This is a genomic window from Rothia endophytica (genome assembly GCF_039543885.1).
Lineage (GTDB): Bacteria > Actinomycetota > Actinomycetes > Actinomycetales > Micrococcaceae > Rothia > Rothia endophytica.
Genome location: NZ_BAABKP010000001.1, coordinates 342,817 through 361,338, shown reverse-complemented (window position 1 = coordinate 361,338; position 18,522 = coordinate 342,817). Strand labels below are relative to the sequence as shown.

The following is an 18,522-nucleotide window of genomic DNA, read 5'->3' as shown; positions in this document are numbered from 1 at the left end:
CAGCGCCCTCGCTTCGTTGGGGCTGCACCGTCTTGCTACCCCCATTCCTTTCATGAAAGTAAAGACGTGAAAGATAAAGAACGCACCTACACCGCTCTACTGGAGTCGGTGGAATACAGGCTGCGCCACGGCCAACTACGCGTGGGCGACCGCCTGCCCGGGGAACGGACCCTGGCTGAAGAATACGGCATCTCGCGCCCATCTGTACGCGAAGCTCTGCGCATCCTCAGCGCAGTAGGGCTCATTCGCTCGGGCGTAGGATCAGGCCCTAAATCAGGGGCTGTTGTCATCTCCCAGCCCTCGGATGCTCTGGGTTGGGCTCTGCGCATGCACATCGCCACGCGCACCCTGCCCGTAGCAGACATCGTCACCACCCGCGTCCTGCTCGAAGGTAACGCTGCCGCCCAAGCAGCTAAGGTGGCGCACCTGCCCGAACACAGCGAAGCTCTGCAAAGGGCAGAGAGCTACCTCGATGAGATGAGTCACGCCGGTATCTGTGATGACCGTTTCCACTTCTGCGATACTCGCTTTCACTACGAAATCTCGTCACTAAGCGGCAACATCGTCATGGAAACCGTCATCGACTCACTGCACCTTGCCACGGTGGGTTATGTACAAGAAGCAGTGCCCTATTTAGAAGACTGGGAAAGCACCAAAAAGGAGCTCCAGCGGCAGCACAGGGAAATTTTCGCAGCGGTGACCACCGGTGAGCCTGAACGCGCCCAGGTAGCGGTAGCCGAGCATATCCGCTGGTTCTATGCTCTCTCAGAGATTGGTGCCACCCACTACGAGTACCACCAGAAGGTACGCGCAGAGCAGGGCAGCTAACCTAGGCATACAAAGAGGCGGGGTGCACCAGGAAGATTCCTGGTGCACCCCGCCTCTTTAGCCCTTAAGCCTTAAAGGTCTGCCCGGTCAGGCGTTCAAAGGCTTCCACATAGCGTGCCCGGGTCTTCTCAACCACGTCGGTAGGTAGTTCCGGCACAGGGCCGGTGCCGTCCCAACCAGAAGCCGCGCTCTTGAGCCAGTCGCGCACGTACTGCTTATCGAAGGACGACTGGGGGCGGCCTGGCTCGTAGTCCTCGGCGTCCCAGAATCGGGAGGAATCGGGGGTGAGGACCTCGTCACCCAGGGTGATTTCACCACGGTAAGAGTCGGTGCCGAACTCAATTTTGGTATCGGCGAGAATAATGCCGCGTTCGCGGGCAATTTTCTCTGCGGTTTGGTAAACGTAGAGGGTGAGTTCCTCCAGGCGGTCTGCGATTGCTTCGCCGACTTCTTCGTTGAGCTCCTCGATGGTGATGGGCTCGTCGTGTTCGCCCACTTCTGCTTTACCGGTAGGGGTAAAAAGCGCGTTCTCAAGGCGGGAAGCATCCACAAGACCGGCCGGTAGCTTGTGTTCATTGACCATCCCCGTCTTTTGGTAGGAGACAAGCCCTGAGCCGGTGAGATAACCACGCACGATACATTCCACGGGAAACATATTCAGAGATTTGCAAATCATGGCTCGCCCAGCAACAACTTCAGGCACATCGGTGGAGAGCACGTGGTTGGGCACACCGGTGAGCTGCTTGAACCACCAGAGAGACATCTGGGTAAGGATCTTGCCTTTATCGGGGATTTCAGTGGGGAGCACTTGGTCAAAGGCGCTGATACGGTCCGTAGCAACGACCATGACACAACCGGCGCGAAGTTCAGCATCGTCGCTGAGGTTCACCCCTACCGCGTCCTGTGTATCTTCTAAGGGGATGTAGAGGTCTCGGACTTTACCGGAATAAACGTGCTTCCAGCCGGGAATATCAACCGGGGTGTTGGTCATTGTGGTTCTCCTGGTATGTGATGCAGGGTGAGGTGTGAGCTAATGATAAAACAGTGACTGCCCACCCGTACATAGGGTGAGCAGTCATAGAACTATTTAGTTAGAGAGGGGCAGGAATGGTAATGCGGTTCTCAGCGGCAGCTAGAGCAATATCTGAGCGGTTCTGCGCGCCATCCCAGCTAATGGCAGCAACACCAGAATAGGCTCGTTCGCGGGCGTCTGCGAGGTCTTCGCCTAGAGCTACTACGGCCAGCACGCGGCCACCGGCTGTTTCGATGCCGCGGTCGGTAGACACAGTACCAGCGTGGTCTACGTGCACCCCTTCAAGAGCGTTAGCTGCTTCGATGCCGGTGATGACGTCGCCTCTGCGGGGAGTGTCAGGGTAGTTTTCCGCTGCCATGACGACGTCAACTGCGGTGCGGGGGTCCCAGTCCAGTTCTATATCTGCGGGCAGCTCACCCTTGGCTGCTGCCATGAGCAACCTTCCCAGGGGGGTTTTGAGGCGGGTCAGCACTGCCTGAGTTTCAGGGTCTCCAAAACGGGCATTGAACTCAATGACGCGGATGCCGCGGGAGGTCGCAGCTAACCCGCAGTAGAGCACTCCGACAAAGGGGGTGCCTCGGTGATTCATTTCAGCGATAGTGGGGGCAGCTACCCTCTGAATGACTTCTTCAACGAAGCCTTCAGGTAGCCAAGGCAAGGGGGTGTAGGCACCCATGCCACCGGTGTTGGGGCCCCGATCCTCATCAAAAATACGCTTGAAGTCTTGAGCAGGCGAAAGCGGTACACAGTTAGTGCCATCAGAAAGCACAAAAAGGGAAACTTCGGGGCCATCCAGATATTCCTCGATAACCACGGTGCCGCCGGCGGCGAAACAGGTTTCGGCGTGGGCTAGCGCGTCGTCGTAGTCCTCGGTGACTATTACGCCCTTACCAGCGGCCAGCCCGTCGTCTTTGACCACATAGGGTGCACCAAAAGCAGCAAGCGCACTTTCAGCTTCTTCTTTGGTAGCAGCCACACGAGCCAGAGCGGTAGGGACACCGGCAGCAGCCATGACCTCTTTGGCAAAAGCTTTAGAGCCTTCAAGTAAGGCAGCGGGCTTGGAGGGACCAAAGACCGCGAAGCCAGCATCGCGCAGGGCATCGGATACCCCGGCGACCAGAGGGGCTTCGGGGCCAACTACCACTAGATCAACGGCAAGTTCCTGGGCCAGTTCGACGGCCTCCAGGGGGTTATTGGCGTCAATGGCATGAACCGGGGCATGAGCGGCTATGCCCGCATTACCCGGTGCAGAATGCACTTCGGTGACAGATGAATCTCTCTGCAAAGCTCGGATAATTGCGTGTTCTCGCCCGCCGGGGCCAAGTACCAAAACCTTCATACCCTTAGGCTACCCGATAGCATCAGCTTGACCAGTTTATCCAGCAGAGGTGACGCGAAAGATAACGTGTATATTCGCGCTCTATTAGCTATTCAACACAGCATTTCCTGCTGTTTATCTACACCATTTTGTTTTCGACATCACACATCCCTAAGCCCTATCCCCTTCCCTGACCACGACTGCCTCGTGCGGATCCGGTCCAGCACTTCTTCCCGTGATAAATACTGTTGATTCTCAGCATGGGCGGCACCTCTTCTCTATGCCCAACCCCACATAACGTTTTGTTGCAGTTACTGCATTATTACAGTTACTGTATGAACATGCTCCATCATGCGCCACCTATCGATAAGCGTCGTGCCCGCTCCACTGCGTCCAAACAAAAAATTGCTGAAGCAGCTGAGCAGCTGGTTTTACGCAATGGACGCAGCGGGCTTACAACCAGCGCTCTCGTCGAGGTAGCAAAGGTCTCAGAACGCACGATTTTCAATCACTTCAAAAAAATCGACAACGCTCTGACCTTCCGCGTTGCTCAGCACCTAGAACCCATCATCGACAGCCCTCCGTTCCCTCATGACCTCACCCTTAAGCAAGTGCCGGTCGCTATCACGAATCACTTTCACGCAGCGGTGGATAGCCCCCACGTGCAAGAACACCTCAAGAAATTTATAGTGCTGGCAGCGGCCCTGTCCTATGAAGAATTCGAAGGTATGACTCAAGAAATCATGCTGACCTTAGGTACCATCTGCGACCGCTTCTGTAGCAGTATTGACCATGCCTATCTCCAGCTCACGGTTCAGCAAAGCCTTGCCAATGCCCTCTACACCGTCAATCTATTGATGGGTGTCCTCATGGGGTTTGCCGCTTTCGCTCAAGAATCTGAGCAGAACGCCGCTTGCTTTTCGGCAGAGGCCAAAGACCTAGAAATAGCAGACATTGTGCCCTACATCCACCGAAATATCGATCAGGTAGCTAGCGGAACCCCGCGCTATTAACCGCCTCAAACATTCATCGTCCAAGAACATCAATTTTTCATCACAGGAAGCTGACCAATAAGCATGTCTCAACTCCTCTATAGGCTGGGCGGTTTTGCTGCCCGGCGCGCCTGGGCCGTTATCGGCATTTGGGTCCTCATCCTTGCCGGAATCGGTGGGTCTTATGCCGCTTTCAAGGGCGAAATGAGCAACGAAATCACAATTCCCGGCACCGAAGCGCAGCTGGTTCAAGAAGAGCTGGCTGACACCTTCGACATGAACACTAACGCCGCTACCGGCTCTGCGATTGTTCAGACTCAGGACGGCAACGAGTTCACCGAGGAACAGAAAGCAGCCCTTGCCAGCTCACTCACCCGGGTTGGGGAGCTTGAAACCGTTGATAGCGTCACCAACCCCTTTGAAACGGCAGCCCAAATCGCAGATGGGCAGGCCAAGATAGAAGAAGGCCGCGCCCAGCTTGAGAGCGGTTCTCGCGACATTGAAAGCGGGCAGGCAGAAATTGATCGCAACCGCCCCGAAGCAGAAAAAGGTATCGCTGCCCTAGACGCAGCCCAAACAGACGTGGATGCCGGCAAGGCTCAGCTTGAGGATGCCCAGCGACAACTCGATGAGGCACGCGCCGGGCTTGAAGCGTCTAACGCTCCCGCTGAAGCTTTCGGTGAGATCGAAGCCCAGCAGACTGCACTTGATCAGCAGCGGGCTCCCCTCGAAGAAGCTCAAGCAGAAATTGATCGCAACCGCACCGAAGCTGAAGCGGGTATCAAGGCACTGGATGACGCCCAGGCTGCACTTGATCAGGGACGCACGGACCTTGAAACCGGCACCGCTGAACTAGAACGCAATGCGACTCTGCTGGACATGACCTCCGACGCGACCTCCATCTCTGAGGACGGCTCAACTGCCATTGCAGGAATTACCTTCACCAAGGAGCTCACAGCGCTCTCATCAGAAGACCTGGAGACCGTCCGCAGCGAAATGAGCACTGCCGCAGAGGACGCCGGGTTGAAAGTCACCTTCGACCAGACCATGCAGGGCGTTGAAACCCACATGAACATGACGGCCGAGATTATTGGTGTGGCAATTGCTTTCATCATTCTCTTTATCATGCTGGGCACCCTTGTGGCCGCCGGTCTGCCCATTCTCATGGCCCTCATCGGGGTAGGTGCCTCCGCTCTGGGCACTCTAGCGCTCTCAGGCGTCATCGACATGACCAGCACTACCCCCACCCTGGGTACCATGCTGGGCCTGGCCGTTGGCATCGACTACACCCTCTTTATTCTCAACCGACACCGCAATAACCTAGCGCAGGGAATGGGCATTCGACCTTCCATCGCGCTGGCAACGGGTACCGCAGGTGGTGCCGTGGTCTTCGCCGGTATCACCGTGATGATTGCCCTGTTGGGTCTCAACGTGGTGGGTATCCCCTTCCTTTCCACCATGGGTAACGCTGCTGCCTTCGCTGTTTTCATAGCGGTAGCCGTATCAGTTACCTTCTCCCCCGCTGTGCTGTCTCTGATAGGATGGCGCCTCATCAGCAAGAAGCACCGCGCCCACCTCCAGAAGCGCGCTGAGCAGACCGCGTCCGAAGACCCCTCTGAGGCCGCGGCCAGCGTCCGTGCAGAAGCACACGCAGCGGCTCAAACTCACGAAGAGAAGAAAACCGGCTGGATTGCGACGGTCCTCAAAAAGCCTCTGCTCACCATCGCTGCAGTAGTTTTGGCTCTGGGCGCTCTCTCACTACCGGTAGCGGATATGCGTTTAGGGCTGCCCGACGGTTCCTCCCAGCCCACTGATTCGGCAGCTAACATTAGCTATAACCTCATTGCTGATACCTTCGGTGAGGGCCGCAACGGCACCGTAATCGCGGCGGCGCGCCTCCCCGAAGGCACCACTGAGGATGAAGCCGCAGCGCTTCAGGTAGATATCGGCCAGGACATTTTGGAACAGGACCACGTCGTCAGCGTGATTCCAGCACTCATCGCCGAGGATCACTCAGCTGTGCTCTATCAGGTTGTTCCCGCCGAGGGCCCCAACTCAGAGTCAACCACCGCTCTGGTGCACGAGCTGCGAGCGCTGACCCTGGATACCGACCGGGGGCAGGTTAACTTCGGTGTTACCGGCCAAACCGCCATGAATATCGATATCTCAGAGAACCTTTACCGGGTGCTACCCATCTACGTGGGGATCGTCATTGGCCTTTCGCTTCTGGTGCTCGTTCTGGTCTTCCGTTCCATCCTGGTGCCAGTCACCGCAACCATTGGCTTCCTCTTCTCGTTGTTGGCAGCGTTGGGTGCCACTGTGGCGGTATTCCAGTGGGGCTGGGCTAGTGAGCTCTTCGGTGTTTCTACGCCCGGGCCCATCCTCTCCTTCTTGCCTATCCTCGCCGTCGGCATCCTCTTCGGTCTAGCCATGGACTACCAGCTCTTCCTAGTATCCGGCATGAAAGAGGCCCATAGTCGGGGGCGCGGAGCTCAAAAGGCTGTGGTTATCGGCTACCATCACGGGGCCAAGGTGGTCACCGCAGCGGCCCTCATTATGGCCGGTGTCTTTATCGGCTTCGTTTTCTCGGGTGATCCCATGATTGCTTCTATCGGCTTCATCCTCGCCGCCGGCGTCCTCTTTGACGCCTTCCTGGTTCGTATGACGCTGATTCCGGCGCTCATGTATCTTCTCGGTGAGCGGGTCTGGTGGATTCCCAGCTGGCTCGATAAGGCGCTACCTGATCTGGATGTTGAGGGCACCAAGCTCGAAGCTAAAATGACGAAGGCGCGCTAGGCACCCGGTAAAACTTTTCGCCCGAAAGGAGTTAAAAGCAGCCAGTTTTTAACCCCTTTCGGGCGAAAACTTTGTGCGGGAGAAATACGAGAGATAAACGGCCCCAGTAGACTTGGCCCATGCAGACTTTTACCGCTGACCAAGCAGCCGAACTCGCCGTCGTCACCCGCGGAGGCTTTACCGAATCCCGCCACGTAGGTTCGGTGGTGGTGTTGGACGCCGCCGGCCAGGTCGCTTTCTCCGCTGGGGCACCCGATGAGTTGATTTATGCCCGCTCAGCTCTCAAGCCCCTGCAAACCATTGCCTCGATGAACGCGGGGGCTGAGTTGCAAGGAGCGCAGATTGCTCTAGCTTCTGGCTCCCACACCGGCTCCTTTGAACATATGAAGGTGACTCAGGCCGTCCTTGCTGAAGCTGGTTTGACCGCTGATGACCTGCAGTGCCCGGCAGCCTGGCCCGCCGATGAGCCTAGCTATCATGCCCTCGTGCAGGCAGGTCACGGCAAGCAGAAACTAGCCTTTAACTGTTCAGGTAAGCACGCAGCTTTTCTCTGGGGTTGCGTGAAATCAGGCTGGGACACCGCCACCTATCTTGAACCCCAGCACCCCTTGCAGCAGCTGGTTCTACAGACCATTGAGGACTACACCGGTGAGACTGCCCAGCATGTTTCCGTTGATGGCTGCGGCGCTACCCTGGCAGCAACATCCCTGACCGGCTTAGCCCACGCGTATTCAACGCTGGGCGCTGCCGCCTACAACATTAAGGCGGATGCCCGCGCAGCTACCGTTGCCACCGCCATGATCGACTACCCAGAATACGTGCACGGGGTAGGCGCCAGCGATACCGTCCTGTCTGAAACCCTAGATGCCGTGGTGAAGCGTGGTGCCGAGGGTGTTCTGGCCATTGGCATGCAAGGTGGGGCAGCCGTAGCTGTCAAAATGCTGGACGGCTCCAACCGGGCAGCATCTCTGGTGGCAGTTCGCGCTTTACAGGTGGCCGGGCTCATCGAAGCTGATGTAGCTGACCGTGCGGTAACAGCTACCACCTTCCCCATCGTCGGTGGCGGCGCCCCCGTGGGCGCTATCAGACCGGGGGCAGCTTTTGAGGGGCTGCTTTAATGGCGATCCGGCGTAAGGTATCTGAGGACGCCGGGGCGGCGGCTCTTGCCGCCATCAAACAAACCCTGGGCTCAGCTGACCCAGCCACAGATTTTGCTGCTCTGCCCCGCACCGTTCGGGCAACCGGCGTCCGTTATCTGCTGGAGGAACTGGCAACCTTGGCTCCCGGTAACTCGGTGGAAGTACGGGTACCGCCCTTTGGTGTGACACAGTGCGTGGCGGGGCCTCGACATACTCGCGGCACCCCGCCCAACGTGGTGGAAGCAGACGCGCTGACCTGGTGCCAAGTTGCTCTGGGCTTTGCCACCTGGGGCGAGAAAGTTGCACTCATCTCAGCATCCGGGCTGCGCTCAGATTTAAGCGACTACCTGCCGCTCTTCTAAAGATTCGACGCATTAATCACTAGCTGGGTGGGGCGCCCTCTCGCCAACTCATCATCGTGGGGCTGGTGCGTCAGTTAAGCGCTAGATAGACTGCTCCCCCAGACACGCTCTAAACCGGGTAAAGTTAAGCCCCATGAGCACCCCTTCTGAGAAGACCGAAGAAACCCAATATTCCCTGGGCCAGCACTTTAACCCTGCTACTGCACCAGAACGCGCGCAACTGACCGTGCGCCGTGCGCCGTCCATCCCTGCTTTTGCCATTACAGGGCTGATTCTTGGCTTAATCGTTGCGTTTGTAGTTACTCTTCTGGGCCCTGAAAACGAGAACTACACCTTTGGTGCGGTGTACGGGATTATGGCGGTAATTTTTGGAACTGCCTGCACCGCACTGTTCATAGTATTAGCGCTGTTGCTGGATCGCCGCTCGTCCAAGCGACCCAAGGTCTATGACGCCACCACAGATGTTGTCTAGATGATTAGCCCATCAGCGCGAATGTACACGCCGCTGGTGGGCTTTTCTTCTTTAAGCTCTTCGCAACAGGTAAACTAGGCTTGTTCGCTCGCTCACCCACCCCACCCCGCGCGGCAGTGACGAGGCTAACCACTACACGAGAAGAGATGGAAACTCGCGCTTTGGCTCGTTCCGATGGAAAACTCACCCACGATCTCGATCCCCTAGACCACGGCCCCAAAGACGAATGCGGTGTCTTTGGTGTGTGGGCTCCCGGTGAGGACGTCGCAAAACTTACGTATTACGGTCTTTATGCCTTACAGCACCGCGGCCAGGAGTCTGCTGGTATCGCAACCAGCGATGGCAAGCACCTTAGCGTCTATAAGGATATTGGGCTGGTTTCCCAGGTGTTTGACGAAACCACTTTGAACTCCCTGCCGGGCCATATGGCTATCGGGCATTGCCGCTACTCAACCACCGGTGGCAATATATGGCAGAACGCGCAGCCTACCTTGGGCGACACTCCCCACGGCACCCTAGCGCTGGCGCATAACGGCAACCTGGTCAACTCAGCAGATCTCTACGATCGTCTGCTACAGAAGAATGATGGCAAACGCCCTGAACGCGGCGAACTAGCCCAGGGCAATACGACCGACACCGCGCTGGTCACGGCTCTGTTGAAGGACCATCATTTTGAGAGCCTCGAGGAGGCAGCTCTTGATTTGTTGCCGACGCTCTCTGGTGCCTTCTGCCTGGTGTTCATGGATGAGGAAACTCTCTATGCGGCGCGTGACCCCCAGGGCGTGCGTCCGCTCGTCTTGGGCAGGCTGGATCGCGGCTGGGTCATAGCCTCGGAAACCGCTGCTCTGGATATCGTTGGTGCTTCTCTCGTGCGCGAGGTTGAACCCGGTGAATTCATCACTATCGATGCCGACGGCCTACGCTCCCAGCGCTTCGCTGAGGCCAAGCCAGCAGGGTGTGTCTTCGAGTATGTTTACTTGGCCCGCCCCGACACCACTATTAGTGGACGGAGCGTGTACGAGTCCCGAGTTGAAATGGGGCGTCAGCTGGCGCGCGAGCATAAGGTTGAAGCAGACCTCGTGATGCCTACCCCAGAATCCGGCACCCCGGCGGCCATCGGCTACGCTGAGGAGTCGGGCATTCCCTTTGGCAACGGCCTCGTCAAGAATGCCTACGTGGGCAGAACCTTTATTCAGCCCTCGCAGACCATCCGCCAGTTAGGCATTAGGCTCAAGCTCAACCCCTTACGCAGCGTGGTGGAAGGTAAGCGTCTAGTCGTCATTGATGACTCCATCGTGCGCGGTAACACCCAGCGCGCCCTAGTCCGTATGCTACGAGAGGCCGGGGCTAAAGAGGTGCACGTGCGGATTTCCTCCCCACCCGTTAAATGGCCCTGCTTTTACGGTATTGACTTTGCTTCCCGCTCTGAGCTGGTGGCTAACGGTCTAACCATTGAAGAAATCGGCAAGTCACTGGGTGCAGATTCTCTGGGATACATCTCTGAAGAGGGCATGATTGCCGCTACCGAGCAGCCCCGCGAGCGTCTTTGCACCGCCTGTTTCACGGGCAACTATCCCATCCCCCTTCCTGCTCAAGAGCGCCGGGGCAAAGCAATTTTCGATGCTGAAAAGAACGGTGGCCCTCTAGCCGGTACCGCTGCTGAGGTAACGGTAGAGCGCGAGGTTGCCCATAAGCCAGAGCATGCCACAGCAGTTTCGATTGATACCCGTCCAGGCACCGAGACCCTCGAGCAGAAGTTCTCCGCTCCTCAGAGCCCCGGGCAGCAGTCCGTCACTAAGACCGGGTGCGAACCAGGGCCAGACGCCGATCTTGAGGCGCTCGTCCTCCCCGAAGACAAAGTTTCACCCATCACTCAGAAGGGCTCATAATGACCGCAAATAAGGCAGTAACCTACGCTTCAGCAGGTGTGGACGTTGAGGCAGGTGACCGCGCCGTAGAGCTGATGAAGGACGCAGTCAAGGCAACCCACACCGCCGGTGTGGTGGGCGGGGTCGGCGGTTTTGCTGGCCTCTTTGACCTCTCTGTTCTGAAGGATTACCGTAAGCCTTACCTGGCGACTTCCACCGACGGTGTGGGCACCAAGGTAGCGATTGCGCAGGCTCTGGACATTCACCACACCATTGGCCATGACCTGGTGGGTATGGTGGTTGATGACATCGTGGTGACCGGTGCTCGCCCTCTCTTTATGACCGACTACATCGCCACCGGCAAGGTGGTACCCGAGCGCGTGGCCGATATCGTGCGCGGCATCGCTGAGGGCTGCTCCCTGGCTGGTACCGCCCTGGTGGGGGGTGAAACCGCTGAGCACCCCGGTCTGCTGGCTGAAGGTGAGTACGACGTCGCTGGTGCGGCAACCGGTATCGTTGAGGCAGATGAGCTTTTGGGCCCTGAGCGGGTACGCGAGGGTGATGTGCTGATTGCTATGGCCTCCTCCGGCATCCACTCCAACGGTTACTCACTGGTGCGCAAGGTTATTAACGTTGCGGGCTGGGGTCTAGAACGCCAGGTGGATGAGCTGGGCCGCACCCTGGGCGAAGAACTGCTGGAACCCACCCGCATCTACACCGCGGATTGCCTTGATCTGATTGAGGCTTTCCCCGTCAACGGCGAAGACGGCCAAACCGGTAGCGGTATCCGCGGTTTCTCTCACGTCACCGGCGGCGGTCTGTCCGCTAACCTGGCACGTGTGCTGCCCCGCGGCACCGTGGGCCTAGTGGACCGTTCCAGCTGGGAAATCCCCGCCATCTTTCGTCTGGTCGGCGAGCTGGGCTCTGTGCCTCAGGCTGACTTGGAGCGCACCCTCAACCTGGGTGTTGGCATGATCGCTGTGGTTGACCCCAGCGTTGCCGATGCTGCCGTGGAGCGTCTCAACAAGCGCGGTCTACCTAGCTGGGTTCTGGGAACCGTGGAGGCAGATACCGGCGCCTATCAGAGCAACGCCGACTACGTTCAGGGGGCTAAGGGCGTGGACGGCGGTGCGGCAGTGTTGCTGGGCAACTACGCCTAAAGCCCTAAAGGCCACAGCAAAGGGGCCAGATTTTTTAGAAGAGACCATGAGCATGGGGATCTCTTCAAAAGAATCTGGCCCCTTTTTCTTTGAGGTAGGTCAAAGAAAAGGCACCTAGCCGCTCAGCGCGGCAGGTGCCTAATATAACGGGAAGAACCCGCGCTGGGCGCGGGTTATCTACCGTCGTAGTCGTCAGAATATTTATCTGCGTACTGCGAATAGTCTTCTTCATCATCGCGCCGTGGGTGGGCAGATGATCGGTTGCTAGAACCCGTGCTTTTGCTGAGTTCTTTTTCAAGTGCAGTGTAATCTGTCTCGGGGCTGAAGTACTTCATCTCCCGAGCCTGACGTGTTGCTTTAGCCTTTTGACGGCCGCGCCCCATGGCGAGACCCCCTCTTTATCGCTCGTATCTGGTCACCTGCTTATGCACGCACAAGGGTACCAGAAAAACCTTCAGTCTTTTCTGTATATAAGGGTACAGGTTTTTGCGGCCATTTTCCTCTCGCTCTGCCGGTTGAGACGTAAGAATGTAGTCACATGTATAGAGAACGGTCGTTTTACTGAGCAGTCAGAACATAGAGAGCATCCGCCACATCAGCTCTCCACAGGTAGTTAGCCTTGGCATCTGCTCTGCCGGGGCCCTGGTTAACCACCGCGATAGGCTTGTCCGCGCGGATAAAATCGAGGGCAATTTTGTAGGAGCTCATCACGGCTAGGGACGAACCCAACACCAGTAGGGAGGACGCCTGTTCACCCAAGCGCTTTACCGCCTCTTTTCGAGCCGCCGGCACCGCTTCACCAAAATAGACTACCGCCGGTTTGAGTTTGGTGGAGCCGCAGGCAAGGCAGTGCACCATGCTGAAATCACGAATGAAACGGTCAGCCAGGTCAACGTCACCGTCCGGGTTGACTCGCAGGTCGGTGCCAGTCAGGCGGGTAAGGTAACCGGGGTTGGCGGCGTCGATACGGGAGTCCAACGATTCACGGCTCTCATGTGCACCACAGTCCAGGCACTCAATGGTGGATAAATCCCCGTGCAGGGTGAGCACATCCTTCGCCCCCGCACTAGTGTGGAGCCCGTCCACGTTCTGGGTAATGATGCCAGCCAGCTTCCCCTGCGCTTGAAGATCCGCCAACAGGTAGTGGGCAGTATTGGGGCGGGCGCGGCTCATCTGTCGCCAACCCACAAAGGACCGTGCCCAGTAGCGCTGCCGGGCAACCTCGTCGTATTTGAATTCCTGATAGGTCATGGGCCGATGGTTTTTAAGAGAGCCCGCAGGGCCTCGGTAGTCCGGTATGCCTGAGCCAGTGGAGATACCCGCGCCGGTCAATGCCAGGACATCGCCGGCATCTAGCAGAGCCCGGATACCAGCCATAGCAGTAGCAGGGTCTGTGGGCTCTGCGGTTTCGCTCACCACTCGCTCAATGGAGCGCAGCGCGGCACGGTGGGTTGCGGCAATATCGGCATGAGCGCTGATGCTCTCAGCGGCACCTGCAAATCGGGTATCAATGGCCATAGGTCTATCTTACTGAGGGGTGGAATCCTGCTTACCTTCAGGCATGGCAAAGAGGTGGGTATGTTCTCGCCAACTGGCTATAAACATACCCACCTCTTTGTTAAGGTTTATGCGGCAGTAACCGTTAGACCCTCGGTGGCAACATCCGGGTTAACGTCCACCCGCACGGTGTCGCCGTCCTTGATAGCCCCAGCCAAGATTCCCTTAGCCAGGCGGTCACCGATTTCTCGCTGCACCAGGCGGCGGAGCGGGCGGGCACCGTAGGCGGGGTCATAACCAGCCAGCCCCAGCCATTCAATAGCTGCCGGGGAGACATCCAAGGTCAGGCGGCGGTCTTCCAGGCGCTTGCTCAGAGCTGCGATTTGCAGCCCAACGATGGAGCTCAGCTCATCGGGTGAGAGGGGATCAAAGATGATGACCTCGTCCAGGCGGTTGAGGAACTCCGGCTTGAAGCTGGCATTCACTACTCCCATCACCGCAGAGCGGCGGGCATCTTCGTCCAGTTCCTGATCAATCAGGAACTGGGAGCCCAGGTTGGAGGTCAGAATCAGGATGACGTTGCGGAAGTCCACGGTACGCCCCTGACCGTCGGTGAGGCGGCCATCGTCCAGCACCTGCAGCAGAATGTCGAAGACCTCTGGGTGAGCCTTTTCCACCTCGTCCAGCAGGACGACGGAGTAGGGGCGGCGGCGTACAGCTTCGGTCAGCTGGCCGCCCTCTTCGTAGCCGACGTACCCGGGAGGGGCACCAACCAAGCGAGAAACAGCGTGCTTCTCTGAGTATTCGCTCATGTCGATGCGCACTAGTGCGCGTTCATCGTCGAACTGGAACTCCGCCAGCGCCTTGGCAAGCTCAGTCTTACCGACGCCCGTGGGGCCCAGGAAGAGGAAGGAGCCAATGGGACGGTCGGGGTCAGAGATACCTGCGCGGGAACGGCGCACAGCGTCCGCAACAGCGGTTACAGCCTTGGACTGACCGATGAGACGCTTACCCAGTTCGGCTTCCATGTTGAGCAGCTTCTCGGTTTCGCCGGTCAGCATGCGGCCAGCGGGGATGCCGGTCCAGGCTGAGATAACTTCTGCGATGTCATCAGCGGTGACTTCCTCAGACACCATAGCTTCAGTGTTAGCAGAGGTACTCTCTGCCTGCTGGGCGGCAACCAGCTCAGCTTCCAGAGAGGGAATCTCGCCGTAAAGAATACGGGAAGCTTCCCCCAGGTTACCTTCGCGCTGGGCTACTTCTGCTTTAGAACGCAGCTCATCGATTTGGGTTTTGAGGTCACCCACCCGGTTAAGACCAGCCTTCTCGGCTTCCCAGCGGGCGTTGAGGGCGTCCAGAGTTTCCTTCTTATCCGCTATGTCAGCGCGCAGGGCTTCGAGGCGTTCGACGGAGGCGGGGTCAGTTTCGTTAGCGAGCGCCAGTTCTTCCATCGTCAGACGGTCAACAGCACGGCGTAGCTGGTCAATTTCTTCGGGGGCCGAATCAATTTCCATGCGCAGGCGACTAGCTGCCTCGTCGATCAGGTCAATGGCCTTATCGGGTAGCTGGCGGCTAGGAATGTAACGGTTAGACAGGCTAGCTGCGGCAACTAGGGCCGAGTCAGCAATTGCAACCTTGTGATGCGCTTCGTAGCGTTCCTTGAGGCCGCGCAGAATAGCGATGGTGTCTTCCACGCTGGGTTCGCCTACGTAGACCTGCTGGAAACGACGCTCAAGAGCAGCGTCCTTTTCGATGTTCTCGCGGTATTCATCCAGGGTGGTGGCACCAATCAGGCGCAGTTCACCGCGGGCCAGCATGGGCTTGAGCATGTTACCGGCGTCCATAGAACCTTCGGTGGCACCGGCACCAACTACGGTGTGGATTTCGTCGATGAAGGTGACGATTTGCCCTTCTGAGGCCTTGATTTCTTCAAGCACTGCTTTGAGGCGTTCTTCAAATTCACCGCGGTACTTGGCACCTGCCACCATAGCTCCCAGATCTAGGGAGATGAGGGTCTTGCCGCGCAGAGATTCGGGTACGTCCCCGGAGACCATGCGCTGGGCCAGCCCTTCTACAACGGCAGTTTTACCGACGCCGGGTTCGCCGATGAGCACGGGGTTGTTCTTGGTGCGGCGGGAGAGCACCTGGACCACGCGGCGAATTTCGCTGTCGCGACCAATGACCGGGTCTAGTTTGCCTTCGCGTGCGATGGCGGTCAAATCGGTGCCGTACTTAGTCAGGGCATCAAAGGTGCCCTCGGGGTCAGGAGTGTTCACAGTTCGCTCCCCTCTCATTTCTTTAATGGTGGTTTCTAGACGATTAGCGGTCGCGCCTTCTGCTTCGAGGGCGCGAGCGGTGTCGTCGTTTCCTGCGGCAAGGCCCAGCAGTAAGACTTCGGTGGAAATATAGGTATCACCCAGCTCTGTTGCTTTGTTTTGCGCATTTTGCAGGGCAGTGAGCAGGGCACGGGAAGGTTGGGCCTGGGCTACGGATGAGCCGGCCGCCTTGGGCAGTTTCTTAATGAGGGTGGAGGCAGCAACCGAGATAACATCGACATCCAGTCCTGCAGCTTTGAGCACAGCTACCGCCACACCATCACGCTGATCCATGAGGGCCTTCAGCAGGTGAGCGGTGTCTAAATTAGGATTGCCCGCAGTTTGAGCATTCATATTGGCTGCCGAGAGAACTTCTTGGCTCTTGGTGGTGAATTGAGCGTTCATGTTGTCTTCTTTCTACGAGGAGGTTGATATTTAAGGTTGGTGGTGGACGCTCGCTACAACCGGTGGAACCGACCTAGCTGCATCCTTTCTATAAGTTGAGTCTACCTCACTCAACTTATTTGCGCTAGTATCGTTCAGTAATTTTTGGAGACATCTCAACCAGCGAGTATCAACTAGTAACCTCTGGCACATCTCAGTAGACTGACATGGCAGCACTCACCCCATTACCTAAAGAGGATCCATGACTCGCACAGCATATGCCATCCGCCATGTAGCATTCGAAGATCTCGGTATTTACGAGCAGCTCCTTGAAGACCGTGGTTTCACCGTTGAATACCGCGATGCTGGCATTGATTCTCTCAATATTCCTGAGGTTCAAGAGGCCGATCTCTTAATTATTTTAGGTGCCCCCATTAGCGTGAACGACACCCAGAGCTACCCCTTCCTCTTTGAGGAGGTTGAGCTCATCAAGAACCGTCTAGGGTCGCAAAAACCCGTTTTAGGCATCTGCCTAGGTGCCCAGCAAATCGCCATGGCAGCTGGCGCCGAGATCAGCGCCTCCGGCGTTCTAGAACTGGGCTACTCCCCGGTGGAACTCACCGAAGCTGGTAAGAACTCCGTGCTAGCTCCCCTTGGCAACACGCCCGTTCTGCACTGGCACGGGGATCAGTTCAGCATTCCCGCCGACAGAGAAACACTGGCAACCACCTCTGATTTTGAGAACCAAGCTTTCACTCTTGAAGACGAAGCAGGGAAGCCTTTCGCCCTAGCCCTACAGTTTCACCTAGAAGTTGACCCCCGTAAGGTTGAGCAGTGGCTCATTGCCTACACCGCCGACATCGTTGACTCGGGCCAGGATATCGCGGTCTTCAGGCGCGAAGCGTCCCAGTACGCAGAGGATTTGACGGCAGCGTCCACCCAGGTACTCAACGGTTGGCTGGACGCGGTGGGCCTCTGAGCCCTTAATCCAGGAAGTCGTACATCGACTCTTGGCGCTCCAGTTGCTCGCGCACATCATCATCGATGCCGCGGGCAGCTTCTTTAGCCTTGCGCCGGCTGGCAAGGGTCAGCAACAGCACAGCTATGGCGAAAGCAAAAGTCAGGATGCCGGCGGTATTACCGAACCCCGCTGAAAGACCCACGAGATCGTGCCCCAAAAGAGCGGAGGCGGCTGAGACCGTCACACCATCGACACGGTCAGGCACGAGTAACCCAAAGACAGCGGCAAGTAGCCAGCCAACTACCTGCACCAGGGCGGTGACCAGCGGCAGACCTGCGGATACCCCTGCTCGCTGCAGCTTTACCTCCTGCCAGGCATAGTAGGTAGCCAGCAGATAAAGAACAGCTAAGGCTGGGCCGAAGCTGATAGCAAAGACTGGTACCAGAGACCCACCTGCACCAAAAAGTGATCTACCTGCGGTAATCCATAGAGCAGCCAGCACCCCCAGGGGGCCCATCAGGTAGAGACTAATCCGGGTCCACGCACACCCTTGCCGGCGTAGAGTAGAGCTGCCAGGGGTTACAGTGTCATTTTCAGAAAAATTTTGCGGTAAGCTCACTCCCCCATTTTATGCACGCGTCCGCTCCCCGACCGGTAGGGTTGAAGGTATGAGCAGACTTGAAGCGATTTTCTTTGACCATGACGGAACCCTAGTTGATACCGAGCCCCTGTGGGCTGAGGCCAAAGCGGCCCTTGCAGCAGACTACGGTAAGACCTGGACCGAAGAAGATTCGCTGGCATGCCTGGGGCGCCCCGCCACGGTAACTTTTGAACGAATGCATGCCCTGGGCATTGACGCTCCGGCAGACGAACTCTATGCAAGCCTTAAAGAGAAAATGGGTGTTTTGCTGTCTGAAGCAACCATTACTCTGCTTGAAGGCATCCCCGAACTCTTGGACGAAGTTGCGGCAGCTGGTGTACCTGCCGGAATCGTTACCAACGCCACCACCGCCGTCGCCCAGCGCACAGCAAACTTAGGGCCTGAAGGACTGTTTTCTACCATTGTGAGCGATGAGCACGTCACCCAGGCCAAGCCCAACCCCGAGCCCTACCTGCTGGCTGCCAAAAATTTGGGCGTTGACCCCGCTAACTGCGTAGCGATTGAGGACTCAGATTCAGGGACTCAGAGTGCAGTGGATGCAGGCATGAAGGTAGTTGTGGTGCCGGGTCTCCTCTCTGTACCCAAGAACCTTGGCCACGCCCGTATGGAGCACTCGGAGCTCTCTCTGGCTAAGATTCGCGCGCTGGTTGACGAAGACTAAACCTCTCATCCGAATAAAAAATCAGCCTCTTCCCGCGCGGGAAGAGGCTGATTTTTTACCATGTTACGTGCGTAG

General features: G+C 57.4%; 16 protein-coding genes. 10 read left to right on the top strand and 6 right to left on the bottom strand.

What is annotated here, in order from left to right; all coding sequences use genetic code 11:
• Positions 1-66: 66 nt before the first annotated feature.
• Positions 67-828, top strand: a complete 762-nt coding sequence (locus tag ABD982_RS01645; RefSeq protein ID WP_251379373.1) for a FadR/GntR family transcriptional regulator — start codon at positions 67-69, stop codon at positions 826-828.
• 64 nt (positions 829-892) lie between these two features.
• Here the strand turns inward: ABD982_RS01645 and ABD982_RS01640 are convergent, their stop codons facing one another.
• On the bottom strand, positions 893-1,819 hold the full coding sequence (locus tag ABD982_RS01640) for a phosphoribosylaminoimidazolesuccinocarboxamide synthase (protein ID WP_345443914.1): 927 nt from the start codon (positions 1,817-1,819) through the stop codon (positions 893-895).
• A 100-nt stretch (positions 1,820-1,919) separates the two neighbouring features.
• Positions 1,920-3,200 carry a phosphoribosylamine--glycine ligase gene (gene purD / locus ABD982_RS01635; RefSeq protein WP_345443911.1) on the bottom strand — a complete coding sequence of 427 codons (1,281 nt, stop codon included), beginning with the start codon at positions 3,198-3,200 and terminating at the stop codon, positions 1,920-1,922.
• 314 nt (positions 3,201-3,514) lie between these two features.
• Here purD and ABD982_RS01630 point away from each other — a divergent pair, with 314 nt between their 5' ends.
• From ABD982_RS01630 to purM, 7 genes are all read left to right on the top strand, one after another.
• Positions 3,515-4,192 (top strand): TetR/AcrR family transcriptional regulator, encoded by a 678-nt coding sequence (locus tag ABD982_RS01630; RefSeq protein WP_345443908.1) that lies wholly within the window; start codon positions 3,515-3,517, stop codon positions 4,190-4,192.
• Between the two features lie 63 nt (positions 4,193-4,255).
• The gene (locus ABD982_RS01625) at positions 4,256-6,967 is read left to right on the top strand and encodes an MMPL family transporter (protein ID WP_345443905.1); all 2,712 of its coding nucleotides are present in this window, start codon (positions 4,256-4,258) and stop codon (positions 6,965-6,967) included.
• 119 nt (positions 6,968-7,086) lie between these two features.
• Positions 7,087-8,085, top strand: a complete 999-nt coding sequence (locus ABD982_RS01620; protein WP_345443902.1) for an asparaginase — start codon at positions 7,087-7,089, stop codon at positions 8,083-8,085.
• A complete protein-coding gene (locus tag ABD982_RS01615) occupies positions 8,085-8,468 on the top strand; it encodes a sterol carrier family protein (protein ID WP_345443899.1) in 384 nt (127 codons plus the stop codon). Before ABD982_RS01620 ends, ABD982_RS01615 begins: the two co-directional genes overlap by 1 nt.
• A gap of 133 nt (positions 8,469-8,601) precedes the next feature.
• Positions 8,602-8,940 (top strand): hypothetical protein, encoded by a 339-nt coding sequence (locus ABD982_RS01610; protein ID WP_251379383.1) that lies wholly within the window; start codon positions 8,602-8,604, stop codon positions 8,938-8,940.
• Between the two features lie 161 nt (positions 8,941-9,101).
• Complete coding sequence (gene purF, locus ABD982_RS01605; RefSeq protein ID WP_345445730.1) at positions 9,102-10,829, top strand: amidophosphoribosyltransferase; 1,728 nt, start codon at positions 9,102-9,104, stop codon at positions 10,827-10,829.
• On the top strand, positions 10,829-11,968 hold the full coding sequence (gene purM / locus ABD982_RS01600; protein WP_251379384.1) for a phosphoribosylformylglycinamidine cyclo-ligase: 1,140 nt from the start codon (positions 10,829-10,831) through the stop codon (positions 11,966-11,968). The genes purF and purM overlap by 1 nt, the downstream gene beginning before the upstream one ends.
• A 173-nt stretch (positions 11,969-12,141) precedes the next feature.
• Here purM and ABD982_RS01595 read toward each other — a convergent pair whose 3' ends face one another.
• The 3 genes from ABD982_RS01595 to clpB all read right to left on the bottom strand — a co-directional run bounded on the left by ABD982_RS01595 (position 12,142) and on the right by clpB (position 16,185).
• Positions 12,142-12,351 (bottom strand): DUF3073 domain-containing protein, encoded by a 210-nt coding sequence (locus tag ABD982_RS01595; RefSeq protein WP_251379385.1) that lies wholly within the window; start codon positions 12,349-12,351, stop codon positions 12,142-12,144.
• A gap of 175 nt (positions 12,352-12,526) precedes the next feature.
• Positions 12,527-13,486, bottom strand: a complete 960-nt coding sequence (locus ABD982_RS01590) for a Sir2 family NAD-dependent protein deacetylase (protein WP_345443894.1) — start codon at positions 13,484-13,486, stop codon at positions 12,527-12,529.
• Between the two features lie 107 nt (positions 13,487-13,593).
• Positions 13,594-16,185, bottom strand: coding sequence for an ATP-dependent chaperone ClpB (clpB, locus tag ABD982_RS01585; RefSeq protein WP_345443891.1), 2,592 nt, complete (start codon positions 16,183-16,185; stop codon positions 13,594-13,596).
• Between the two features lie 241 nt (positions 16,186-16,426).
• On the opposite strand from clpB, the gene ABD982_RS01580 reads away from it, so the two are divergent.
• A complete protein-coding gene (locus ABD982_RS01580) occupies positions 16,427-17,143 on the top strand; it encodes a glutamine amidotransferase (protein WP_345443888.1) in 717 nt (238 codons plus the stop codon).
• Between the two features lie 4 nt (positions 17,144-17,147).
• Here the strand turns inward: ABD982_RS01580 and ABD982_RS01575 are convergent, their stop codons facing one another.
• Positions 17,148-17,744 (bottom strand): hypothetical protein, encoded by a 597-nt coding sequence (locus ABD982_RS01575; RefSeq protein WP_345443885.1) that lies wholly within the window; start codon positions 17,742-17,744, stop codon positions 17,148-17,150.
• 49 nt (positions 17,745-17,793) lie between these two features.
• On the opposite strand from ABD982_RS01575, the gene ABD982_RS01570 reads away from it, so the two are divergent.
• On the top strand, positions 17,794-18,447 hold the full coding sequence (locus tag ABD982_RS01570; protein WP_251379390.1) for an HAD family hydrolase: 654 nt from the start codon (positions 17,794-17,796) through the stop codon (positions 18,445-18,447).
• Positions 18,448-18,522 lie beyond the last annotated feature (75 nt).